The 20,365-nt window shown below is 65.9% G+C and carries 17 protein-coding genes; 5 read left to right on the top strand and 12 right to left on the bottom strand.

Annotated features, from left to right (window positions below):
* Positions 1-3: 3 nt before the first annotated feature.
* Genes FBZ93_RS35155 through FBZ93_RS35135 form a run of 5 tightly spaced genes read right to left on the bottom strand, consistent with a single transcriptional unit; the run spans position 4 to position 5,201 of the window.
* On the bottom strand, positions 4-1,287 hold the full coding sequence (locus tag FBZ93_RS35155; RefSeq protein WP_146991993.1) for a CaiB/BaiF CoA transferase family protein: 1,284 nt from the start codon (positions 1,285-1,287) through the stop codon (positions 4-6).
* A 54-nt stretch (positions 1,288-1,341) separates the two neighbouring features.
* On the bottom strand, positions 1,342-2,565 hold the full coding sequence (locus FBZ93_RS35150) for an ABC transporter substrate-binding protein (RefSeq protein WP_146991992.1): 1,224 nt from the start codon (positions 2,563-2,565) through the stop codon (positions 1,342-1,344).
* 29 nt (positions 2,566-2,594) lie between these two features.
* Positions 2,595-3,545, bottom strand: a complete 951-nt coding sequence (locus FBZ93_RS35145) for a PDR/VanB family oxidoreductase (RefSeq protein WP_146991991.1) — start codon at positions 3,543-3,545, stop codon at positions 2,595-2,597.
* On the bottom strand, positions 3,542-4,861 hold the full coding sequence (locus tag FBZ93_RS35140; RefSeq protein ID WP_146991990.1) for a Rieske 2Fe-2S domain-containing protein: 1,320 nt from the start codon (positions 4,859-4,861) through the stop codon (positions 3,542-3,544). Before FBZ93_RS35140 ends, FBZ93_RS35145 begins: the two co-directional genes overlap by 4 nt.
* Positions 4,862-4,874: 13 nt before the next feature.
* Positions 4,875-5,201: a hypothetical protein gene (locus FBZ93_RS35135; protein ID WP_146991989.1), complete on the bottom strand. Its 327-nt coding sequence runs from the start codon at positions 5,199-5,201 to the stop codon at positions 4,875-4,877.
* Between the two features lie 199 nt (positions 5,202-5,400).
* Between FBZ93_RS35135 and FBZ93_RS35130 the strand changes: the two genes are divergently transcribed.
* The gene (locus tag FBZ93_RS35130) at positions 5,401-5,895 is read left to right on the top strand and encodes a MarR family winged helix-turn-helix transcriptional regulator (RefSeq protein ID WP_146991988.1); all 495 of its coding nucleotides are present in this window, start codon (positions 5,401-5,403) and stop codon (positions 5,893-5,895) included.
* An 8-nt stretch (positions 5,896-5,903) separates the two neighbouring features.
* Here FBZ93_RS35130 and FBZ93_RS35125 read toward each other — a convergent pair whose 3' ends face one another.
* The 4 genes from FBZ93_RS35125 to FBZ93_RS35110 are packed head-to-tail and all read right to left on the bottom strand — an operon-like array spanning position 5,904 to position 11,171.
* A complete protein-coding gene (locus FBZ93_RS35125; protein ID WP_146991987.1) occupies positions 5,904-7,097 on the bottom strand; it encodes a CaiB/BaiF CoA transferase family protein in 1,194 nt (397 codons plus the stop codon).
* Between the two features lie 10 nt (positions 7,098-7,107).
* The gene (locus tag FBZ93_RS35120; protein WP_146991986.1) at positions 7,108-9,345 is read right to left on the bottom strand and encodes an acyl-CoA dehydrogenase; all 2,238 of its coding nucleotides are present in this window, start codon (positions 9,343-9,345) and stop codon (positions 7,108-7,110) included.
* Positions 9,346-9,354: 9 nt separating this feature from the next.
* Positions 9,355-10,164, bottom strand: coding sequence for an enoyl-CoA hydratase/isomerase family protein (locus FBZ93_RS35115; RefSeq protein ID WP_244482432.1), 810 nt, complete (start codon positions 10,162-10,164; stop codon positions 9,355-9,357).
* A 56-nt stretch (positions 10,165-10,220) separates the two neighbouring features.
* Positions 10,221-11,171, bottom strand: coding sequence for a FadR/GntR family transcriptional regulator (locus FBZ93_RS35110; protein ID WP_146991985.1), 951 nt, complete (start codon positions 11,169-11,171; stop codon positions 10,221-10,223).
* On the opposite strand from FBZ93_RS35110, the gene FBZ93_RS35105 reads away from it, so the two are divergent.
* Both FBZ93_RS35105 and FBZ93_RS35100 read left to right on the top strand, forming a co-directional pair.
* Positions 11,170-12,309 carry an acyl-CoA dehydrogenase family protein gene (locus tag FBZ93_RS35105; RefSeq protein ID WP_146991984.1) on the top strand — a complete coding sequence of 380 codons (1,140 nt, stop codon included), beginning with the start codon at positions 11,170-11,172 and terminating at the stop codon, positions 12,307-12,309. The genes FBZ93_RS35110 and FBZ93_RS35105 overlap by 2 nt on opposite strands.
* A 42-nt stretch (positions 12,310-12,351) precedes the next feature.
* Positions 12,352-13,650 carry an ABC transporter substrate-binding protein gene (locus tag FBZ93_RS35100; RefSeq protein ID WP_246667773.1) on the top strand — a complete coding sequence of 433 codons (1,299 nt, stop codon included), beginning with the start codon at positions 12,352-12,354 and terminating at the stop codon, positions 13,648-13,650.
* A 45-nt stretch (positions 13,651-13,695) separates the two neighbouring features.
* Here FBZ93_RS35100 and hutU read toward each other — a convergent pair whose 3' ends face one another.
* From hutU to hutI, 3 genes are read right to left on the bottom strand one after another with little or no spacing between them, the layout of a single operon-like run.
* On the bottom strand, positions 13,696-15,366 hold the full coding sequence (gene hutU, locus FBZ93_RS35095) for a urocanate hydratase (protein ID WP_146991982.1): 1,671 nt from the start codon (positions 15,364-15,366) through the stop codon (positions 13,696-13,698).
* Between the two features lie 18 nt (positions 15,367-15,384).
* The gene (gene hutH / locus FBZ93_RS35090; protein WP_146991981.1) at positions 15,385-16,944 is read right to left on the bottom strand and encodes a histidine ammonia-lyase; all 1,560 of its coding nucleotides are present in this window, start codon (positions 16,942-16,944) and stop codon (positions 15,385-15,387) included.
* The gene (hutI, locus tag FBZ93_RS35085; protein ID WP_146991980.1) at positions 16,941-18,155 is read right to left on the bottom strand and encodes an imidazolonepropionase; all 1,215 of its coding nucleotides are present in this window, start codon (positions 18,153-18,155) and stop codon (positions 16,941-16,943) included. Before hutI ends, hutH begins: the two co-directional genes overlap by 4 nt.
* Positions 18,156-18,240: 85 nt before the next feature.
* Between hutI and FBZ93_RS35080 the strand changes: the two genes are divergently transcribed.
* Both FBZ93_RS35080 and hutC read left to right on the top strand, forming a co-directional pair.
* Entirely contained in the window at positions 18,241-19,599 is a 1,359-nt protein-coding gene (locus FBZ93_RS35080) for a formimidoylglutamate deiminase (RefSeq protein ID WP_146991979.1), read from the top strand.
* Positions 19,596-20,339: a histidine utilization repressor gene (hutC, locus tag FBZ93_RS35075; protein WP_146991978.1), complete on the top strand. Its 744-nt coding sequence runs from the start codon at positions 19,596-19,598 to the stop codon at positions 20,337-20,339. The genes FBZ93_RS35080 and hutC overlap by 4 nt, the downstream gene beginning before the upstream one ends.
* Positions 20,340-20,365 lie beyond the last annotated feature (26 nt).

Raw genomic sequence — 20,365 nt, 5'->3', positions numbered from 1 at the left:
CCGTCATGGCTTGCCATCCTGTCGCGAGGCCTGGCTGCCGAACGCCCCGCCCTTGGCAAGCCGCGCGATCTCCGCCTCATCGTAGCTGAGCAACTCGCGGAGGACATTTTCGGTGTGCTGCCCAACGGCCGGTGCCGCAACAGGATCGACGATCGGCGTCCGCGAATAGCGGATCGGCAGGTTCACGTTCGGCACCCAGCCCACCGTCTCGTGCGGGATCCTTGTGACGATCCCGCGTTCCCTTGCCTCCGGGGAGCGGATCGCCTCGCCGACGGTCCGTACCTGGCCGCAGGGCACGCCGGCTGCCCGCATCCGCGACTGCCAGTGCGACCAGGGGTGCCGGGCAAAGGCATCGCCGAGAATTGCGAACAACTCCTCGCGCCGGCGGATTCGATCGGAGCCGGTCGCATAGATCTCGGCCGTCGCGAGATCCTCGCGCTCGAGAACCTGCGCCATCAGGCGTTGGAAGATCTTGTCATTGCCGCAGTTGATGTAGAACGAGCAATCGCTCGCCAGGAACACGCCCGACGGACACGTATCCGGGCTGGTGTTGCCGCTTCGCTTTGGATCCGCATTGTTGAAGAGCGACTGCATGGTCGCGTAGCCGGTCATCAGGACGGCGTTCTCGAACAGCGACACCTCGATGGCCTGGCCCTGCCCGCTACGCTCGCGCGCGAACAGCGCGCCGAGGATCGCATTGCCGGCCATCATCGCGGTGCTGATGTCCATCACCGGCGACAAGGCCCGCACGCCCTCCCGGTCGGCATAGCCGTTCATCGAGACAAAGCCGCTCTCGACCTGCGCGATCGGATCGAAGCCGAGCCGGTCGGAGAACACCCCGTCGCGGCCATAGGCCGACACCGAGCAATAGATGATCTCGGGCTTGATCTTGCGGCAGCTCTCGTAGTCGAGCCCGAGCCGCGCCATCACGCTGGTCGAAAAGTTCTCGACGAGAACGTCCGCCGTCGCGATCAGCTCACGCGCGACCTTCAGACCCTCGGGCGACTTCAGATCGAGGGCGACGCTGCGCTTGTTGCGGTTGGTCCAGAGGAACGGCGCACCGTGCCTGAGATCGGGATGCACCGGAGGATAGCGGCGCAAATCGTCGCCGCGGCCGGGCGCTTCGATCTTGATCACCTCGGCGCCCATGTCGGCCAGGATCATGGTCGCAAACGGTCCGGCGATGAAATGCGAGAAATCGATCACCCGGACCCCCTCCAGCGCCCTGGGCGCATCGACAGAGCGCGGCGTGTGCTCGGGGAAGTCGGCTTCAAGCTGATCCAGCATTGGGACGTCCGTCAGTTTGAGAAAGTGTTGATCCGCGGGTCGCGGCCGTGGTCGTCAATTGCTCTTCGGTGGCTCGACGAGCGAGCAACCGCCCTGGTCGAGCGGCCGGAACGCTTCCGGCCCTGTGAGCACGCCGACCTGCTCCAGCAGATCCCACTTGCTCTTCGACGCAGTCGGGCTCTTCACTTTCAGGATGTACATGTTGTGAATGGCGCGGCCGTCGGCGCGCACCACAACCGGCCCGAACAGGGCGTCGTCGATCGGCGTCTCCTTCAGCTTCTGGATCACGGCCGGCGCGTCATTGGTTCCCGCGGCCTGCGCCGCGTTCAGATAGGCCAGCACCGAGGAATAGACGCCGGCGTGAAAGGCGGTCGGCGACTGCCCATGCTGCCGCTCGCTGAATTTGGCCGACCAGGCACGGCTGGCGTCGTTGAGGTCCCAGTAGAACGGCTGGGTGATGATCAGCCCCTCCCCGACCGCAAGCCCGCTCGATTCGACATCATTGGTGGTGGTCAGCAGCGCCGCGAAAGTGCGGCCGCTCTGCTTCAGCCCGAACTCGGCGGATTGCTTGATCAGGCTGACGGTGTCGCCGCCGGCGGTCGCGAATGCGATCACATCGGCGCCGGAGCTGTCCGCCTGCAGGATGAACGAGGCATAATCCGCATTGTTGATCGGCACATTGACCGATCCGAGAACGGTGCCACCGCCGGCACCGATCACGGCCGTCCCGTCGCGCACCATCGACTTGCCGAGCGCATTGTCGGTGGCGATGAAGTACCATTTCTTGCCGCCATGGCGCACGAGATAGGCGCCGATGGTGTGCGACGCCGCCCAGGTGTCGAAGGTCCATTGAATCGTGTTGGGCGAGCAGTACTTCCCGGTCAGGTCCGAAGACGCCGCGCTCGATGCGATCAGCGCCGCCTTGGTGCCGCGCACGACCTCGTTGACGGCGAGCCCGACGGCCGAGTTCGGCACATCGGCGACCGCATCGACCTTCTCCTGATCGATCCAGCGGCGCGCGATCGCGGCGCCGACATCCGCCTTGTTCTGGTGATCGGCCGAGACGATCTCGACCTTGAAGTCGGGATGAAGCCGCATGAAATCCTCGGCGGCCATTTTTGCCGCCGTCACCGAACCTTCGCCGGCATTGTCCGAATAAGGGCCGGACGCGTCATTCAGCACGCCGATCTTCAGGGAACGCGCAGCGTCCGCCGATGCCGGCGAGGTGGCGCAAGCGGCCAGCAACGATAGCGCGAGGATGCGAGAAAGATAGTTCACTTGTTTCCACCCATCTTGTGTTGTTGCTTTCAGAGATCGAGCACGAGCGTGCGGGACTTCGCGCCCGAGCAGCAGATCATCACGCTCTTGTTCGCCGCCTGCTCCTCTTCGCTCAGAAACTGGTCGCGATGGTCGGGTATGCCGTCGAGCACGCGCGTCTCGCAGGTACCGCAGACCCCCTCGGTGCAGGCGTAGTTCGCGGCGATCCCGGCATCCAACAACGCATCAAGGATAGTCTTGCCGGCCTCGACCGCGATGGTGCGATTGCTTCGCGCGAGCCTGACGTCGAAGCCACCTTCAGTCGCCGGAGCTTCCCGCGCCTTGAAATATTCGACATGCACGTGATCGGCCGGGCGACCAGCCGTCGCCGCCTCGAATGCCGCGAGCATCGGCACCGGACCGCAGCAGTAGAGATGCGTGTGCGCCGGTGCGTTTCCGACGATGGTTGCAAGATCGAACACGCGTCCCGCGCGCTCGTCGTCGAAATCGAGATGTACCCTCGATCGATACGTGCCGAGCTCGTCGAGAAATGCGGCCGCGGCGCGCGTCCTCGCGGCGTAGAACAGCTCCCAGCGTCGTCCAAGCGCTTCCAGACGCCGGACCATCGACAGCAGGGGCGTGATGCCGATCCCGCCGGCGATCAAGACCGAATGCCCGGCCTCTTCGCAAAGCGCGAAGTTATTGCGCGGCACGGAGATCGTCATAACGTCCCCGACCCCGACCGTGTCATGAACGAAGCTGGAGCCGCCGCGGCTCTCAGCATCCTTGTTGACGGCGATGACATACCGATGTCGCTCGCATTGATCGTTCACCAGCGAGTAGCTGCGGATCATACCGTTCGACAGATATAGGTCGACATGGCTGCCGGCCGTGAACGGAGCCAACTCGCTGCCGGTCCGCGCGATCAGCTCGTAGGAGTGGACCTGCTCGGCCTCGTAGCCGATGCGCTTGACCAGGACCTCCTGGTTGGACGCGTTCACAGCTCGTATCCGAAATCGGCACCGAGCTTCGCCCGCATGAACGGCGCGCCGACATCGACCCAGGAATCCTCCGGCGGCAGCCGCAGCGACACTGCCCGCACCATGAACACGTCGGGGTCCGAGACCCCCTTGGGCTTGATCGCGTGATCACGATAAGCGCCGAGCGCCTCCAGGATGAAGCGCCGCGTCATCGCGATGCCGGTATCGCTGGAACAGAGTGTCTCCTTGGTGCGATCGAAGATCGGCGAGACGCCGCTCTGACAGGCGCCGTCCTGCACCCAGAGCCCCGGCAGGCCCGAGAACCAGGTGGTCCGCTGTGCCTCGTAGTCGAATTGAAAGCCGTTCTGCGGATTGTATTTGGTCCAGTAACCCGCATACGGCACCGTCGGCGGATGCTGCACCAGCGCGTGGCGGCTGGCATGCCCGCTCTCGCGGCCCTTGTGGCCTTCCGCAAAGACCAGCCGCGTCTTCTCCGGCAGCGGCTCCGACGGATGATAGGAGAACATGATGCAGAGCGTGTTCTCGTCGTCGATCGGCACCCAGGCATGCCCGCTCAGATCCGGGAATGGCGACAGCGGGGGCACCAGCGTATAGAACGGCAGCAGGAACTGGTTGACCCGCCAGTACAGCGTGTTGGCATCGTAGTTGCGCCGCGCGGCGATGCTCATGCCGAAATCCTGCTTGATGCATTCGAAGGTCGGCCGCAGGTCGCGCTTCTGGATCCAGGCGCTTGTCGTGCCCTGCGCATCCAGCCGGCCATGCAGCAGCGGCGCATGCGCCGAGTCGATCTCGCCCTCGACGGCCTGCAGCCAATTGCACTCCTGCACGCGAACCGAGATGTGCACCTGCTCGGCCGGCACCAGATTCCATTCGAGGTTCGGCAGCGGCGGCAGTTCGGCCTGGTCGGGACCCATATAGGTCCAGATCATTCCGTTGCGCTCCTTGCAGGGATAGGCCTTGATCCGCACCCGCTCCTTGAGGCGGCTGCGCACCGGCTCGGCCGGCATGTCCGTCACCGCGCCGGTGACGTCGAATTTCCAGCCGTGATAGACGCAGCGCAGCCCGCAATCCTCGTTTCGTGCAAAGATCAGCGGCGCGCCGCGATGCGGGCAGGCCTGATCGACCAGCCCGACGCGTCCCTCGGTGTCGCGGAACGCGACCAGGTCCTCGCCGAGCAGCCGGATGCGCTTCGGCTGTCCGTCCTTGGCAAGGTCCGCCGACGGCAGAAAGGGTATCCAATACAGCCGAAACAGATCGCCGAGCGGCGTGCCCTTGCCGACCCTCACCAGGCGTTCATTGTCTTCGCGCGAGAGCATGGGTTTGCCTCCTTCAATTGCGTGTGGTCGGGACCGCTACGCCGCCGAGAAGCGCGGCGACGCGGTCTGACAATCCGAGATCCCTTGCGGTCCAAAGCGGATCGGATGCGGTGAGCGGCTTGCGTGGAATCGGAGGCTGCTTGCCCTGCTCCACCAGGCCGACGATCAATTCGATGCGACGCCGCTCGAGCTCCCGCAATGCGTCCTCGACGACGGCGGCTTCCGCCGTGCATCCCGGCAGCTCCGGATAGGCCAGCCGAACCCGCCACTGCCCCGGCTCGGTTTCGACCGCCTCGGCCTCAAGCAGATAGGGAATCGACAGCAGCTCACGCAGGTCCAAGTTTCAACCTCCCTGAACGACGTCTTCGCATCGCTATTTGATACGTATACGTACTACATTGACAGGCGGCTGACAAGAGCCGTAAGCCATTGCATCGTGCTGGGAACAGACCGGGGCGCACTTCACCGCAGGGTTGAGGACGTCAGGCCAAGCTGATAACGGCTAACGCGAATTCGCAAAATCGGAGTCCAACGACGGCATGGCAGCCGACAAGGGTATGAAAACGAGCTCGGCAGCAGATGTTGCGCGCGACTGGCAACTCGAAGGCGGCGTCGGATTTCTGCTGCGGCTGCTTGAGGCCCGCTATGACGGGCTCTACCAAAGCATGACGCGCCAGAGCGACATCACGCCGCGACAATTCGGCGTGCTGATGGCGCTGTACCAGCTGGGTCCGCTCACCCCCTCCGTGCTGGCGGAGCGGATCAGTTGCGACCGCAACACGCTGAGCGAAATGCTGAAGCGCATGGTCGCGCGCAAACTGGTCTCAAAGAAGGACAATCCGGACGATCGCCGCTCGCTCCAGGTGCAGATCACTGCCAAAGGCGAAGACGCGCTTCTTGCCGTCATTCCCGCCGCGGCCGAGCTGCAGAACATCATGCTGGCTCCCCTGCGCAAGGAAGACCGCGCGCATTTCCTGAAATGCCTGCTCGCGATCGCGAAGGCTCCGCCGCCGGACGCTCCGTCCGATAGTTGAGATCGCGGCTAGGCCTGGGCTCTGCCGAACGTGCCCGCAGCCGCGAGCGCCGCGATTGCGTCCGGCGACAATCCGAGGATCCGCGACAGCACATCGTCCCGCTGCGCGCCGATCCCGGGGACATGACGTCCCATCGGCGTGTCGGCCCCGGACATTTGCCATGGCGCATTGACGCCGACGAAGTCACCGGCGCCATCCGAGACCGTCGCAAAGACACCACGCTCGCGCAAATGGGCATCGGTCAGCGCGGCGCCCGGCGTCCGGTATTCGGCGCAGGGAACACCGGCGCGATCTAGCGCCGCGATGCACTCGGCGACCGTGTGACGCTCGGTCCATTGCTCGATCACCTGCATCATGGCGGTCCAATTGGCGCCGCGCGCCGGAATGGTCGCAAAGCGCGGATCGTTCGCCAGCGCTTCCTGCCCGGTCACCTCGCAGAGCGCGGCAAAATTGCGCGGCGTCACCGGGGCGATCAGGATATCGCCGTCACGCGTGCGCACCGGCCCATAGGTCGGCCGCGGCGCGCGGATCGGGAATTGAGCTTCCTGAAGCTCATAGACCAGCAGGTTCAGCATGCAGTCCATCAACGCCACATCGACGCGCTGCCCCTTCCCGGTGCGTTCGCGCTGGACCATCGCGGTCTGAATCGCCGAATAGCCGAAGATGCCGCCGAGGATGTCGGCGACAAAGATCGCGCCTGCCGCAGGACGCTCCCGGTCACCGGCATAGCGCATCAGCGAGGTATCGAATCCACTCTCGGCATGCACGATCATCGCGTAGGCCGCGCGCTCGGCGGCGGGGCCCGACTGGCCATAGCCCGAGATCGAGCAATAGATCAGCCGCGGGTTGATCTCGCGCAGCGCGTCGTAACCGAGGCCGAGCCGCTCCATGACACCGGGGCGGAAATTCTCGACGACAATGTCCGCTTCCGCGACCATGCGATGCACGAGCTTGATGGCGTCGGCGTTCTTGAGGTCCAGCGCCACGCTGCGCTTGCCGGCATTGAGCTGGCCGAAATAAGTGCTGTGACCGTCGCGCAGCGGCGTCCGCAGCCGCATGTCGTCGCCCTCCGGCGGCTCGATCTTGATGACCTCGGCGCCGACGTCGGCCAGCAGCCGCGCGCAATACGGCCCCGCCACCATGATGGAAAAATCCAGCACCCGCACCCCGGCGAGCGGCGCCCTGTCGCCATCCTTCTGCATCCGATCTCTCCTATCTCGGCAGCCCGAGCGCGCGTTGCGCGATCAGGCTGCGCTGGATCTCGTTGGTCCCGATGCTGATGACCCACATCAGCGAATGCCGCAGGTTTTGCTCGAAGCGGCCGTTGTCGATCGCGCCCGGCATCTGTTCGGACAGCGCGGCGCGCATCCCGAGAATGTCGAGCGCGACCTCGCCGAAACGTTCCATCAGCTCGCCGGAAAACACCTTGCTGATCGCGCCATACTCCGGCGGCGTGACGCCATCGGCGGCGAGCTCGGCACAGTGCATCATCAGGAGACGGCCGATCTCGATCTCCGACGCCAGGGTCGCCATTTTGTCGCGGACGATGGGATCGTCGGCGAGAGTCCGATCGCCGTGCTTCGCCATCACGTGCGAACGCAGCTGCTCGAAGGCGTGCGCCACCTTGAGGACGATCCCGCCGCCGACCAGCCCGCGCTCGAAGGCGAGCGCACCCGTCAGCACCTTCCAGCCGCCATTGACCTCGCCGACCAGGTTCTCGGCGGGAATCTTGACATTGTCGTAGAAGATATTGGCGAACGTGCCGTCATACATCGTGGCGGACGGCCGTATCGTGATGCCCGGCGCATCCATCGGCACGATGAACATGCTGATGCCGGCATGCGGCGGCTTGGCGTCCTTGTCGGTGCGCGCGGCGAGGAACATGTATTTGCCCCACCAGGTGGTGGTCCAGATCTTCTGGCCGTTGATCACCCAGTGATCACCGTCCCGGATGGCGCTGGTGCGCAGCGCCGCGAGGTCCGAGCCCGCCTGCGGCTCGCTGTAGCCCATGCCGTGCATGGCTTCGCCGCGCAGGATCTCCGGAAGATATTCTTGTTGCTGCTCGGCCGTGCCGAACATCATCAGCGCATTGGCCTGGATCGCGGCGCCGATCCGCGGCGCCTCGCCCTGCTCCATCGTCTCCATGAAGGCGATCTGTTCCAGCGGAGAGCGCGCCTGGCCGCCGAATTGCGCCGGCCATCCGAGGCCGATCCATCCCGTTTCGCCGATATCGCGGGCGAAGCTGGCATCGAACTCGCGCTTGGCGAACGGCCTCTGGTCGAACGCCTGCTTCGCGTCCCCGGTCCAGTTCTGCTCGAGCCAGAGCCGGACCTGTTCACGAAACCCATTTCCGGCGGACCCGAGGTCGTATTGCGGCAGCCCGTCGCCGCCGGCATCCACGAGCCGTGCGGCCAACCTGCGCTTCGCATCCGATGCACCGCCGAGCGCGATCGTGTCGAGGTGCACGCGCTTGAAATGGACTGGCGCCTCGTGTTCCTCGGCATAGCCGATCGCCCCGAACGTATGCTGAGTCTCCAGCGAGACCTGCCGCAGCGCGTTGCCGGAAAACGCCGATGCGCAATCGGCGAAATAGCGCCAGTCGGCGTCGCCGCGGTCATATAGACTGGCGGTATGCGCGAGGATCAGCCTGACGCCTTCGAGTGCGATCAGGCAGTTGGCGAGCTTGTGTTGGATCGCCTGGAACTTGCCGATCGGCTGCCCGAACTGGTGCCGTTCCCTGGCGTAGTCCACCGCCAGCTCAAACGCACGCCGCGCCGCGCCATTGGCGCGCGCGATCAGCGCGACCTTGCCCGTGATGCGGAGATCGTCGAGGTCGACCGTCCCCAAGGGAATGCGTGTGAATGGCGCCGCGTTCAGCGTGACTTCGTAAAACCCCCAGGCCCCCATCGCGCGGGACGCGACACATGCGACACCGGGACCGCCGAGATCGATCAGCGCAAGATGCCCTTCGTCGAGCGCGACCAGAAGGTGCGTCGCGCTCCCCGCAGCCTCGACAAAGCGAAGCACGCCTGTTGCCGCGACGTCGGCGACCTCAACCGAGCCCATCCCGGCGTCGGGATCCAGAGCGCCGAACGAGAAGGCGACGATCGCCTTCCCGGAGTGCAACCGCTCAAGGAGATCCGCCACGATCTCGACCTTTGATCCGGCGATCGCAAGATTGGTGAGCGCGACGGACCACATCGGCGCCGGGCATCCGGCGCGGCCAAGCTCCTCCATGACGACGAGGATTTCGGCGAGCCCGCCTTCGCCACCATCGGCACCGAGAGCGGCGACGCCCTGCCCGACCAGCTTGCGCCAGATCGCCGACACCTGGTCCGCCGAGGACGACGCCGTTGCGCCACGCGGACGCCATTGCTCGTCGAGGAAACCGCGCAAGGAATCGCGCAGCATTCCCGTGACATCGTCGCTCGACAATTCGGTCGCCGCCATGAGCCCGGCCTATGCCTGGCCGAACCTGGGCTTGCGCTTCTCCTTGAACGACATGGTCGCTTCCTTATGGTCGGCGGTCTCGAACGTCACCTGCTCCAGCGCCATCGAGGCCTCCAGCAGCATGTTGACGCGCTCCTTGACGATCTGGTTGATCGACAGCTTGGTCCAGCGAATGGCCCAGGTCGGACCGTTGGCGAGTTCGACCGCGATCGCGCGGGCCTTGGCCAGCACCTCCGCGCGCGGCGCGACATGATTGACCAGCCCGATCCGCTCCGCCTCGTTGCCCTTCAGCAGCGTGCCGCGGATCAGGAATTCCTTGGCCTTGTTGATGCCGATCAGGAGCGGCCAGATCACCGTACCGCCGTCGCCTGCGACCAGGCCGACGCGCGAGACATGGGTGTCGCCGATCCGTGCATCCTCGGCCATCACGGTGATGTCGCAGAGCAGCGCGTGGGTCGCCGCAAGGCCGATGGCGTCGCCGTTGATCGCCGCGATGATCGGCTTGTCGAGCTCGAGCTGGCGGGTGACGCCGCGCCGGCTGATCATGGGATCGTGCACCTCGCCTTCTTCGAGGACGTCGCCGCCGGGCCGCTCCGACATCGCCTTCACGTCGCCACCGACGCTGAAGAAGTCTCCGGCGCCGGTCAGCACCACGGCATTGACGGCGTGATCGTCGGCGAGGTCGTCCCAGATCGTCCGCAGCTCGCGGATCAGCTTCTGATTGATGGCATTGCGCGCCTGCGGGCGGTTCAAGGTCACGGTCGCGACCTTGTCCGCGACCTCGACCGTCAGGCATTCATACTTGGCGTAATTGGACACGTTTGCCTCCATTGTATTGCTGTTTGAGTTGTTAATTGACTGACAGGGTTGGCGCGCTACCGGCGCATCCCGGGCTGCACGTCGGCCAACGCGACGTGGAGCGACATCGCCCCCGGATCCTGTTCCAGCATCCGCTGCACGGATTCCAGGTGCGACCGCAGCAGCCGGCTTGCCAGCGCCACGTCTCGCTCGCTGAGCGCCGCAAGGAATTGGCGCCGCTTCTCCGCGAGCCGCGCCATCGCAACTCCGCTCGAGGCGACCTTGGCGTAGACGAATCGCATGTGGATCTCGGTGACCGAGTCCACGATCATCGCAATCACCTTGTTGCCGGTCGAGGCCGCCAGCAGCTTGTAGAACTCGCGCGAACATTCGACGCGGTCGAGCAACCGCCCCTCCTTGGTCGCAAGCTCCGTCCGCTCGATATTGGCTTCCAGCGCATCGAGGTCGGCCCGGCGCGCGTTCGCGCAGGCCAGCTGCACCACGAGGTCGAGCACGTGAACCCGCGCCTCCGACAGTTCCCGCACCGAAATCGTCCCGAGGCTCAGCATGTCGCGCATGACCTCGTTCATGCGGCGGGTGTCGCCCTGCTGGATGAAGGCGCCGCCCTTGACGCCCTTCTGCAGCCGCAGCACGCCGGCCATCTCCAGGCTGCGCAACGCTTCCCGCAGCACATTGCGGCTGACGCCGAGCTGCTGGGCCAGTTCGCGCTCGGCCGGCAATTTGTCGCCGGGCTTCAGCACGCCGAGCGCCAGCTGCTCGCGAATCCGCTCGCAGATCTCCTCGAACGTCCGCCTGGTGTGGATCGGCTTGAATGTCGGCGCAGCCGACGCTCCGGCCGCCCGGTGATCGACGGCCCGCTCCCGCCGGTTCGGCGAGGCGGTGCGGGAGCGCTGCGGCGCGCGAGGGCTTGACTTGGTGCTCATGCGGTGAATTATTAAATGGATCACCCATTCAATGGAAGCCCCTTTTTCGGCTTCCAACAAAGAAAACGCAACGGGAGTCCGCATGAGTTTTTCCGAGGAGCAGGTCGCCTTCCGCGACAACGTGCGCAGGATGGTCGCGAGGCACGTGGCGCCGATCGCCGCCGAAATCGACGAAACCGACCGCTTCCCGACCGAGCTGGTCAAGCTGTTCGGCGAGATGGGGCTGATGCAGCTCTGGGTGCCGGAGCGCTATGGCGGCCCGAACGGCAATCTGACCATGGCCTGCATCGCGCGCGAGGAGATCTCGAAGGTCTCGCCGGCCTGCGCATCGATCGCGGCGCTCAACACCATGTTCATCATGCCGCTGCTGCATTTCGGCTCGGAAGAGCAGCGCCAGAAATACCTGCCGATCATCGCCCAGGGCGGCGTGGTCACGGCGATCGCGATCTCGGAGCCGCAGGCCGGCTCCGACGTCGCCGCGCTCAACACCCGCGCCCGCAAGGACGGCGACAGCTACGTGCTCAACGGCCGCAAACAGTGGTGCAGCTACGGCGTCGTCGCCGACTACATCGTGGTGATGGCACGAACCAGTGACGGCGCCGGCGCTGATGGCATCAGCGCCTTCATCATCGAACCCAAGAAGATGCCGGGCATCACGTTCGGCCGCCATGAGCGCAAGATGGGCTTTCGCGGCGCCCCCAATACCCCGATCTTCTTCGACAATGTGCGGGTCCCGGCCGAAAACCTCGTCGGCGAGGAAGGCAAGGGTTTCCGCGCGTCGATGCGCGCGCTCGACCTCAACCGCCCGACCATCGGCGCGCAGTCGGTCGGCCTTGCACAGGGCGCGCTCGATGCCTGCATCGCCTACGCCAAGGAGCGCAAGCAGTTCAAGCAGCCGATCGCCGAGTTCCAGGGCGTGCAGTTCATGCTCGCCGACATGGCCATGCAGATCGAGGCGGCCCGCGCCCTTGTCTATGAATGCGCGCGCGCCGGCGATGCCGGCGACTGGAAGCGGCTCAACGTGCTTGCCAGCATGGCGAAATGTGTCGGCAGCGACATGGCGATGAAGGTCACGACCGACGCGGTCCAGATCTTCGGCGGCTACGGCTACACCATGGACTACCCGGTCGAGCGCATGATGCGCGACGCCAAGCTGACCCAGATTTTCGAGGGCACCAACCAGATCCAGCGCGTGGTGATCGCCCGCGAGCTGCTGCGCTAGGCATGATCCGGAAAAGTGCGAAGCGGTTTTCCGGAAACGATCATGCTCAGACAACGAGCCAAAGCGCGATCTCATCGCGCTTTGGCTCAGTTCGATTTCAACAAGAAACGAATTACAGGGAGAACGACCTTGAACCACCTCATCGACCGGGCGTTGGCAGTTGTCGCGCTGTCGGCCCTGCTGGCGGCGCCCGCTTACGCGCAGAAAGCCTATGGTCCCGGCGTCAGCGATACCGAGATCAAGCTCGGCCAGTCGACGCCGCTCAGCGGCCCGGCATCCGCCTTCGGCGCGGGCGCCGGGCGCGCCGTGGTCGGCTATTTCGAGATGCTGAACGCGAAGGGCGGCATCAACGGCCGCAAGATCAACTTCACCCAGCTCGACAACGCCTACAGCGCGCCGAAGGCCGTCGAGCAGTCACGCAAGCTGATCGAGGACGTCGGCGTCCTGGCCGAGGTCGGCACGATCGGCACCGCGCCCAACGTCGCGATCCAGAAATATCTCAACGCCAAGCAGGTGCCGCAGCTGTTCATCACCGCCGGCGGACGCCGCTTCAACGATCCCAAAACCTTTCCGTGGACTATCCCGCTCTATCCGGACTTCGAGACCGAAGGCCGCGTCGTCGCCAAGTATATCCTGAGCGCAAAGCCCGACGCCAAGATCGGCGTGCTCTACCAGAATGACGACTACGGCAAGGACTATCTCAAAGGCCTTCGCGCCGGCCTCGGCCCGAAAGCCGAGCTGATCGTCGCCCAAGCCTCCTATGAGCTCGCCGATCCGACGATCGACTCGCAGATCGTCCAGCTGAAGGCCGCCGGCGTCGACACGCTGATCGAGCAGTCGTCGTCCAAGGCCGCCGCGCAATCGATCCGCAAGGTGTTCGAGCTCGGCTGGAAGCCGCTGCACGTGATCGGCGGCTCGACGGCATCGGTCGAAACCATCCTGAAACCCGCAGGCCTCGAAGCATCGAAGGGGCTGGTCACCACGCAATTCCTCAAGCAGCCGGGCGACCCGGCCTGGGCCAATGACGACGAGGTCAAGGCCTACAAGGAGTTTCTCAAGACGTACGCGCCCTCAGCGAATCCGGACGACTACTCCGTGCTCGTGGCCTACATGAACGTGCACGCCCTGGAGCTGGCGCTACGCAAGTGCGGCGACGACCTGACCCGCGAGAACCTGATCAAACAGGCGACCTCGCTGAGCGGCGAGCGGCTGCCGATGATGCTGCCGGGTGTCTCGATCGGCACCCGCCCCGGCGACTACACGCCGTTCCGGACCTTGCGGATCGCAACGTTCGACGGCGAAAGCTGGTCGCTGACCGGCGAGCCGCTCTCGGCCGACTAGGCCGGTTGGCGAGAACCGTCTTCGGCGGCACTCGCCAACGTCACCTCACGCGCGCAAGCTCGGCAGATCGAGCCCGTTGGCGCGGGCGCATTCGATCGCCGTCTCATAGCCGGCGTCGGCGTGGCGCATGACCCCCGTCGCCGGGTCGTTCCACAGCACGCGCTCGAGCCGGCGCGCCGCCTCCGGCGTGCCGTCGGCGACGATCACCATGCCGGCGTGCTGCGAATAGCCGATGCCGACGCCACCGCCGTGATGCAGCGACACCCAGGTGGCGCCGCTCGCGCAATTGAGCAGCGCGTTGAGCAGCGGCCAATCGGACACCGCATCGGAGCCGTCGCGCATCGCCTCGGTCTCGCGGTTCGGGCTCGCCACCGAGCCGCTATCGAGATGATCGCGGCCGATCACGATCGGCGCCTTGAGTTCGCCGCGCGCCACCATCTCGTTGAAGGCGAGGCCAAGCCGATGGCGGTCGCCGAGGCCGACCCAGCAAATTCGCGCCGGCAGCCCCTGAAACTTGATGCGCGCCTTCGCCATGTCGAGCCAATTGTGCAGGTGGCCGTCGTTGGGCATCAACTCCTTGACCTTGGCATCGGTCTTGAAGATGTCCTCGGGATCGCCCGACAGCGCCGCCCAGCGGAACGGACCGACGCCGCGGCAGAACAGCGGACGGATATAGGCCGGAACGAAGCCCGGAAAATCGAACGCCTGCCTCAGGCCCATGTCCTTGGCCATCTGGCGGATGTTGTTGCCGTAGTCGAGCGTCGGGATTCCCTGCGCGTGGAAATCCAGCATGGCCTGGACGTGATCGACCATCGAGGTCTTGGCCGCAGTCTCGACCGCCTTCGGATCGGCAGCGCGCCGAGCTTCCCAATCGGCGAGCGTCCACCCCTTCGGCAAATAGCCGTTGATCGGATCATGCGCGCTGGTCTGGTCAGTGACGATGTCCGGGCGCACGCCGCGCCGCACCAGTTCGGGAAAGATTTCCGCCGCATTGCCGAGCAGGCCGACCGACACCGGCTTTCCGGTCTTGGTCGCGTCGGCAATGATCGCCAGCGCTTCATCGAGCGTCGCCGCCTGGCGGTCGAGATAGCCGGTGCGCAGCCGCATCTCGATGCGGCTCGGCTGGCATTCGACCGCGAGCATCGAGGCGCCGGCCATGGTCGCGGCCAGCGGCTGCGCGCCACCCATGCCGCCGAGGCCGGCCGTGAGGATCCATTTTCCGGCGAGGCTGCCGCCATAGTGCCGGCGGCCGACCTCGACGAAGGTCTCGTAGGTCCCCTGCACGATGCCCTGGCTGCCGATATAGATCCACGAGCCTGCCGTCATCTGGCCGTACATCATCAGGCCCTGGCGATCGAGCTCGTTGAAATGGTCGAGTGTCGCCCAATGCGGCACCAGGTTCGAGTTCGCGATCAGCACGCGCGGCGCGTCGGCATGGGTGCGGAAAACGCCGACCGGCTTGCCGGACTGCACCAGCAGCGTCTGATCGCCTTCGAGCGTGCGCAAGGAGGCGGCGATCCGGTCAAAACTCTCCCAGTCGCGCGCCGCGCGGCCGATGCCGCCATACACCACGAGCTCGCTCGGGCGCTCGGCGACATCGGGATCCAGATTGTTCATCAGCATCCGCAGCGGCGCTTCGGTCAGCCAGCTCTTTGCGCTGATGTCGCTGCCGCGGGGAGCGCGGATGATGCGTTCGTTATCCAGTCGGCGGTTCATGACTGATATCCCTGTCGGCTAAGCAAGTTTTGGAAATGGATCGATCGAAAGGGCCGCGATCGCGGCGGCGGGCAACGCGTCGGCTTCGATTAACTTCGCCGCCCGTGCGAGATCGTCGGCCATGTAGCGATCCGCGGTGAGTGCCGGAACGTGCTCACGCAGCGCGGCAATGACCGCAGCGAGCGCTACACTCGTTGAATGCGGGGCGCGCAGCGTAATGCCCTGCGCCGCGACCAGCAGCTCGATGCCGAGGATGGAAGCGAGGTTGTCGGCCATGTCGGACAGCCGGCGCGCGGCATGCGCGGCCATCGAGACGTGATCCTCCTGATTGGCGCTGGTCGGCGTCGAGTCGATCGAGCATGGCATCGCGCGCTGCTTGTTCTCGGCATAGAGCGCCGCAGCCGTCACCTCGGCGATCATGAAGCCGGAATTGATGCCGGGATCGGGCGTCAGGAACGGCGGCAAGCCAAAGTTCAAGGCGGGATCGACGAGGGTCGCGATCCGGCGCTCGCTGGTCGCGCCGATCTCCGAGAGCGCCAGCGCGATCTGGTCGGCGGCGAACGCCACCGGCTCGGCGTGAAAATTGCCGCCCGACACGATCTCGCCGGTATCGACCAAAACCAGGGGGTTATCCGTGACGGCATTTGCCTCAACCACGAGGCCGCGCGCGGCCTGCGCGAGCAGGTCGAGCACGGCGCCCGCGACCTGCGGCTGGCAGCGCAGGCAGCATGGATCCTGCACGCGCTCGTCGCCTTCGAGATGCGACTGCCTGATGTCGCTGCCGTCGAGCAGCGCGGTCAGGGTCGCGGCCGCGGCGATCTGCCCATCATGGCCGCGCAAGGACTGAATCTCGGGACGGAACGGCACCGTGGAGGCCATCGCCGCATCAACCGAAAGCGCACCGGTCACCAGTGCGGCACACGCCAGCCGATGCGCGCGCAGCAGGCCGGAAATCGCATAGGCAGTCGAAAACTGCGTGCCGTTGATCAGCGCGAGCCCCTCCTTGGGACCGAGCGTCAGCGGCGCGAGACCAGCAGCGGCAAGCGCGTCTCGGCCCGGCACGACCTTGCCATCAAGGATTGCCTGTCCCTCCCCGATCATGACCGCGGTCATATGGGCGAGCGGCGCCAGATCGCCGGAGGCGCCGACCGAGCCCTGCTGCGGCACCAGCGGCGAGACGCCGCGCGCCAACATGCCCTGCAACTGCTCGATGACGTCGCGCCGGACGCCGGACGCGCCGCGGCCGAGCGAGATCACCTTCAACGCCATCATCAGGCGCACGATCGGCTCGGGCGTGGCCGGGCCGACCCCGCAGCAATGCGACAGAATGAGGTTGCGCTGAAGCAGCGCGGTCTGATCGGGCGCGATCCGCGTCGATGCCAGCTTTCCGAAACCGGTATTGATGCCGTAGGCAGGAATGTCGATCCGCGCCGCCTTCGCGACGATCTCCGCCGCCGCCTCGACGCGCGGCCAGAATGATGGATCGAGCTCGATTGTCGCACCGGCGAGCACGCGCGCCAGGACGTCGAGCCCGACCGTCCCGGGCGTGACGATATCAGGCGCGTTGGAAGCGCTCATTGTCCCCTCCACACCCGACGGTGCAGCGGATTGAAGCCGATCCGGTAGACCAGCTCGGCCGGACGCTCGATGTCCCAGATCGCCAGATCGCAATATTTGCCGGCTTCGAGCGTACCGGTCTCGGCGAGCATGCCGAGCGCGCGTGCCCCTTCCCGCGTCACGCCAGTGAGGCATTCTGCGACCGTCATCCGGAACAGAGTTGCGCCCATGTTCATGGCAAGCAAGAGAGAGGTCAGCGGCGAACTGCCGGGATTGCAGTCGGTCGCCAGCGCCATGGGCACGCCGTGCTTGCGGAACAGCTCGACCGGCGGCTTGTGTGTTTCGCGAATGAAGTAGAACGCGCCGGGCAGCAACACGGCGACCGTTCCCACCTTCGCCATTTCAGCGGCGCCGGCTTCGTCGGTGTGCTCCAGGTGATCGGCCGACAGCGCAGAGAATTTTGCGGCGAGCGCCGCGCCGCCGAGATTCGACAGCTGATCTGCATGCAGCTTCACCGGGAGCCCCGATGCGCGCGCCGCCGCGAACACCCGCGCCGTCTGCTCACCGGAAAATGCGATGCCCTCCATGAAGGCATCGACGGCATCGGCGAGGCCCGCCTTGGCCACGGCCGGCAGCATCTCGTTGCAGACCAGATCGATATAGCGGTCCTTGTCGCCATTGGCCTCGAGCGGCAGGGCATGCGCGCCGAGAAACGACGTGCGGATCGCGACCTGCCGCAAGCGGCCGAGGCTGCGTGCCGCCGCAAGCTGCCGCATCTCGGTCTCGGCATCGAGGCCATAGCCGGACTTGATCTCGACGGTGGTCGCGCCCTCGCTGATCAGTGCGTCGAGCCGCGGCAGCGCGCCCGCTACCAGCTCGGCCTCGGTCGCCTTGCGTGTTGCTGCCACCGTCGAGACGATTCCGCCGCCTGCACGCGCGATCTCCTCATAGCTCGCGCCCTTCAGGCGCAGCTCGAACTCGTGCGCGCGGTTGCCGCCGAAGACGAGATGGGTGTGGCAGTCGACCAGTCCGGGCGTAACCCAGCGGCCACCGCAATCGATCCGTTCGACGGCATCCGCATCCACGGGAAAATCCGCCTGCGCGCCGGCATAGACGATGCGGCCGTCGCGCGCCGCGATCAGGCCCTGCTCGATCTCGCCGAGATCGGCGCGACCATCGCGCATCGTAGCGAGCCGGGCGTTGTGCCAGATGCGGTCGAAGCGCTCTGCCATGCGATCGTCCCCTCGAGGTGGGATGCTTGACTTATATGTCTAGACATATAATCGTGTCGCGGTTCTGTCCAGCCGGCATGGAAAAATGACCCGACTGCATTTCGCATTCGCGCTGCTGCCCTCGGGCTGGGCCAATGACGTGCGGGTCGAGCTCAGCGGCGGCGCGATCGCGTCGGTGACGGCAGGCGTTGCGCCAGCCGCCGGCGATGAACGTCACCAATTGGCGGTTCCGGGACTGGCGAGCCTGCACAGCCACGCGTTTCAGCGCGGCATGGCCGGCCTTGCCGAGCAGCGCGGCGATACGACGGACACGTTCTGGACCTGGCGCGAGACGATGTATCGCTTCGCGCTGACCATGACGCCGGACGACGTCGCCGCGGTTGCAACGCTACTCTATATCGAGATGCTCGAGCGGGGCTTCACCCGCGTCGGCGAGTTCCACTATCTGCACCATGATCGCGACGGCTCGGCATACGCCAATCCGGCCGAGATGGCTGTGCGCATTGCGGAGGCGGCTGGCGCCTCCGGCATCGGGCTTACCCTGCTGCCGAGCTTCTATGCGCACAGCACGTTCGGCGGCGCGGCGCCACACGCCGGGCAGCGCCGCTTCATCTGCTCGGTCGACCAGTTCGCCACGCTGATGGCGGCCTCGCGCGAAGCGATCCGAACGCTCCCCGGCGCCAATATCGGCATCGCGCCGCACAGCCTGCGCGCCATGGCGCCCGATGAGTTCGGGGCGATCATCCCGCTTGCCGGACCGGATCCAATCCACATCCACGCCGCCGAACAGGTGCGCGAGGTGGAGGATTGCATGGCCTGGTCGGGGCAACGGCCGGTCGAATGGCTGCTCGAGCATGCGCCGGTCGACCAGCGCTGGTGCCTGATTCACGCGACTCACATGACGGAGCAGGAAGTCACGGCGCTCGCCGACAGCGGCGCGGTTGCCGGCCTCTGCCCCATCACCGAAGCAAGCCTCGGCGACGGTATCTTCTCGGCGCGTGAATTCCTCGCCGCGGGCGGACGGTTCGGCATCGGAACCGATTCCAACGTGCTGGTCGGCGTCGCCGACGAGCTTCGCCAGCTCGAATACGGCCAGCGGCTCAAGCACCGCGAGCGCAACGTGCTCTCGGGGCGTCCGGGCGCATCGACCGGCCGCGCCTTGTTCGATCATGCGTTGGCCGGCGGCGCGCAGGCTCTGGCACAAACCAAGGTTGGGATCATGCCTGGCGCACGGGCCGACATCGTCACGCTCGACACTGCGCATCCGTCCCTGGCGGGACGGTCGGGCGATGCAGTTCTCGACGGCTGGCTGTTTGCTACCGGCAGCGACGCGATCGATTGCGTCTGGGCCGGCGGCGACAGACTGGTCGCGGGTGGACGGCACCGGCTGCGCGACAAGGCGCGCGAGCGGTTCAATGCCAGCATCCGGAGGCTCGTCGCATGAGCCTCGCTTCCGATCGCGCCAAGCCGCGCGCAACCGAAAAGCCGACGCTCTACAAACGCATCAGGCTCGACATCGAGACGCGGATCCTGACCGGCGAATGGCCGCCGGGCCACCGCATCCCGTTCGAGCACCAGCTGATGGCGCGCTATCGCTGCTCGCGCATGACCGTGAACAAGGCGCTGTCGGAACTGGCGCAGGCCGACCTGATCGAGCGGCGACGGCGTGCCGGCTCATTCGTGCGCCGGCCGCAGCATATGTCCGCGGTACTCAAGATCGCCGACATCAGGGCCGAGATCACCGCGCTCGGCCGCGCTTACGGCTATCAGCTGATCGATTGCCGGCGGCGCACCGCGACATCGGCGGATCGCGCCCGGCTCGGCGTGAGCACGGCCGGCAAGGTGATCGCGATCGCCTGCCGCCACAGCGCCGACGATGTGCCGTTCGCCGTCGAGGACAGGCTGATCGATCTCTCCACCGTTCCGGAGGCCGCAACCGCGGATTTTGCGCGCGAACCGCCGGGATCATGGCTGCTGCATCACGTGCCGTGGACCGAGGCTGAACATACGATCAGCGCCGTCGTTGCCGACGCTCGCACGGCGAAGGCGCTCGACATCGCGGTCGGCGCGCCCTGCCTCGTGATCGACCGCTACACCTGGCGCAGCGCGCGCACGGTGACCGCGGTGCGGCTGCACTATCCGGGCGAGACGCACCGCCTGGTGGCTCGCTTCAAGGGAGGTTGAGGACGTCTTGCGCGGCATATTTCATG

This window comes from Bradyrhizobium macuxiense (genome assembly GCF_007993935.1).
Taxonomy (GTDB): domain Bacteria; phylum Pseudomonadota; class Alphaproteobacteria; order Rhizobiales; family Xanthobacteraceae; genus Bradyrhizobium; species Bradyrhizobium macuxiense_A.
This window is presented reverse-complemented; position numbering and strand designations above follow the sequence as displayed.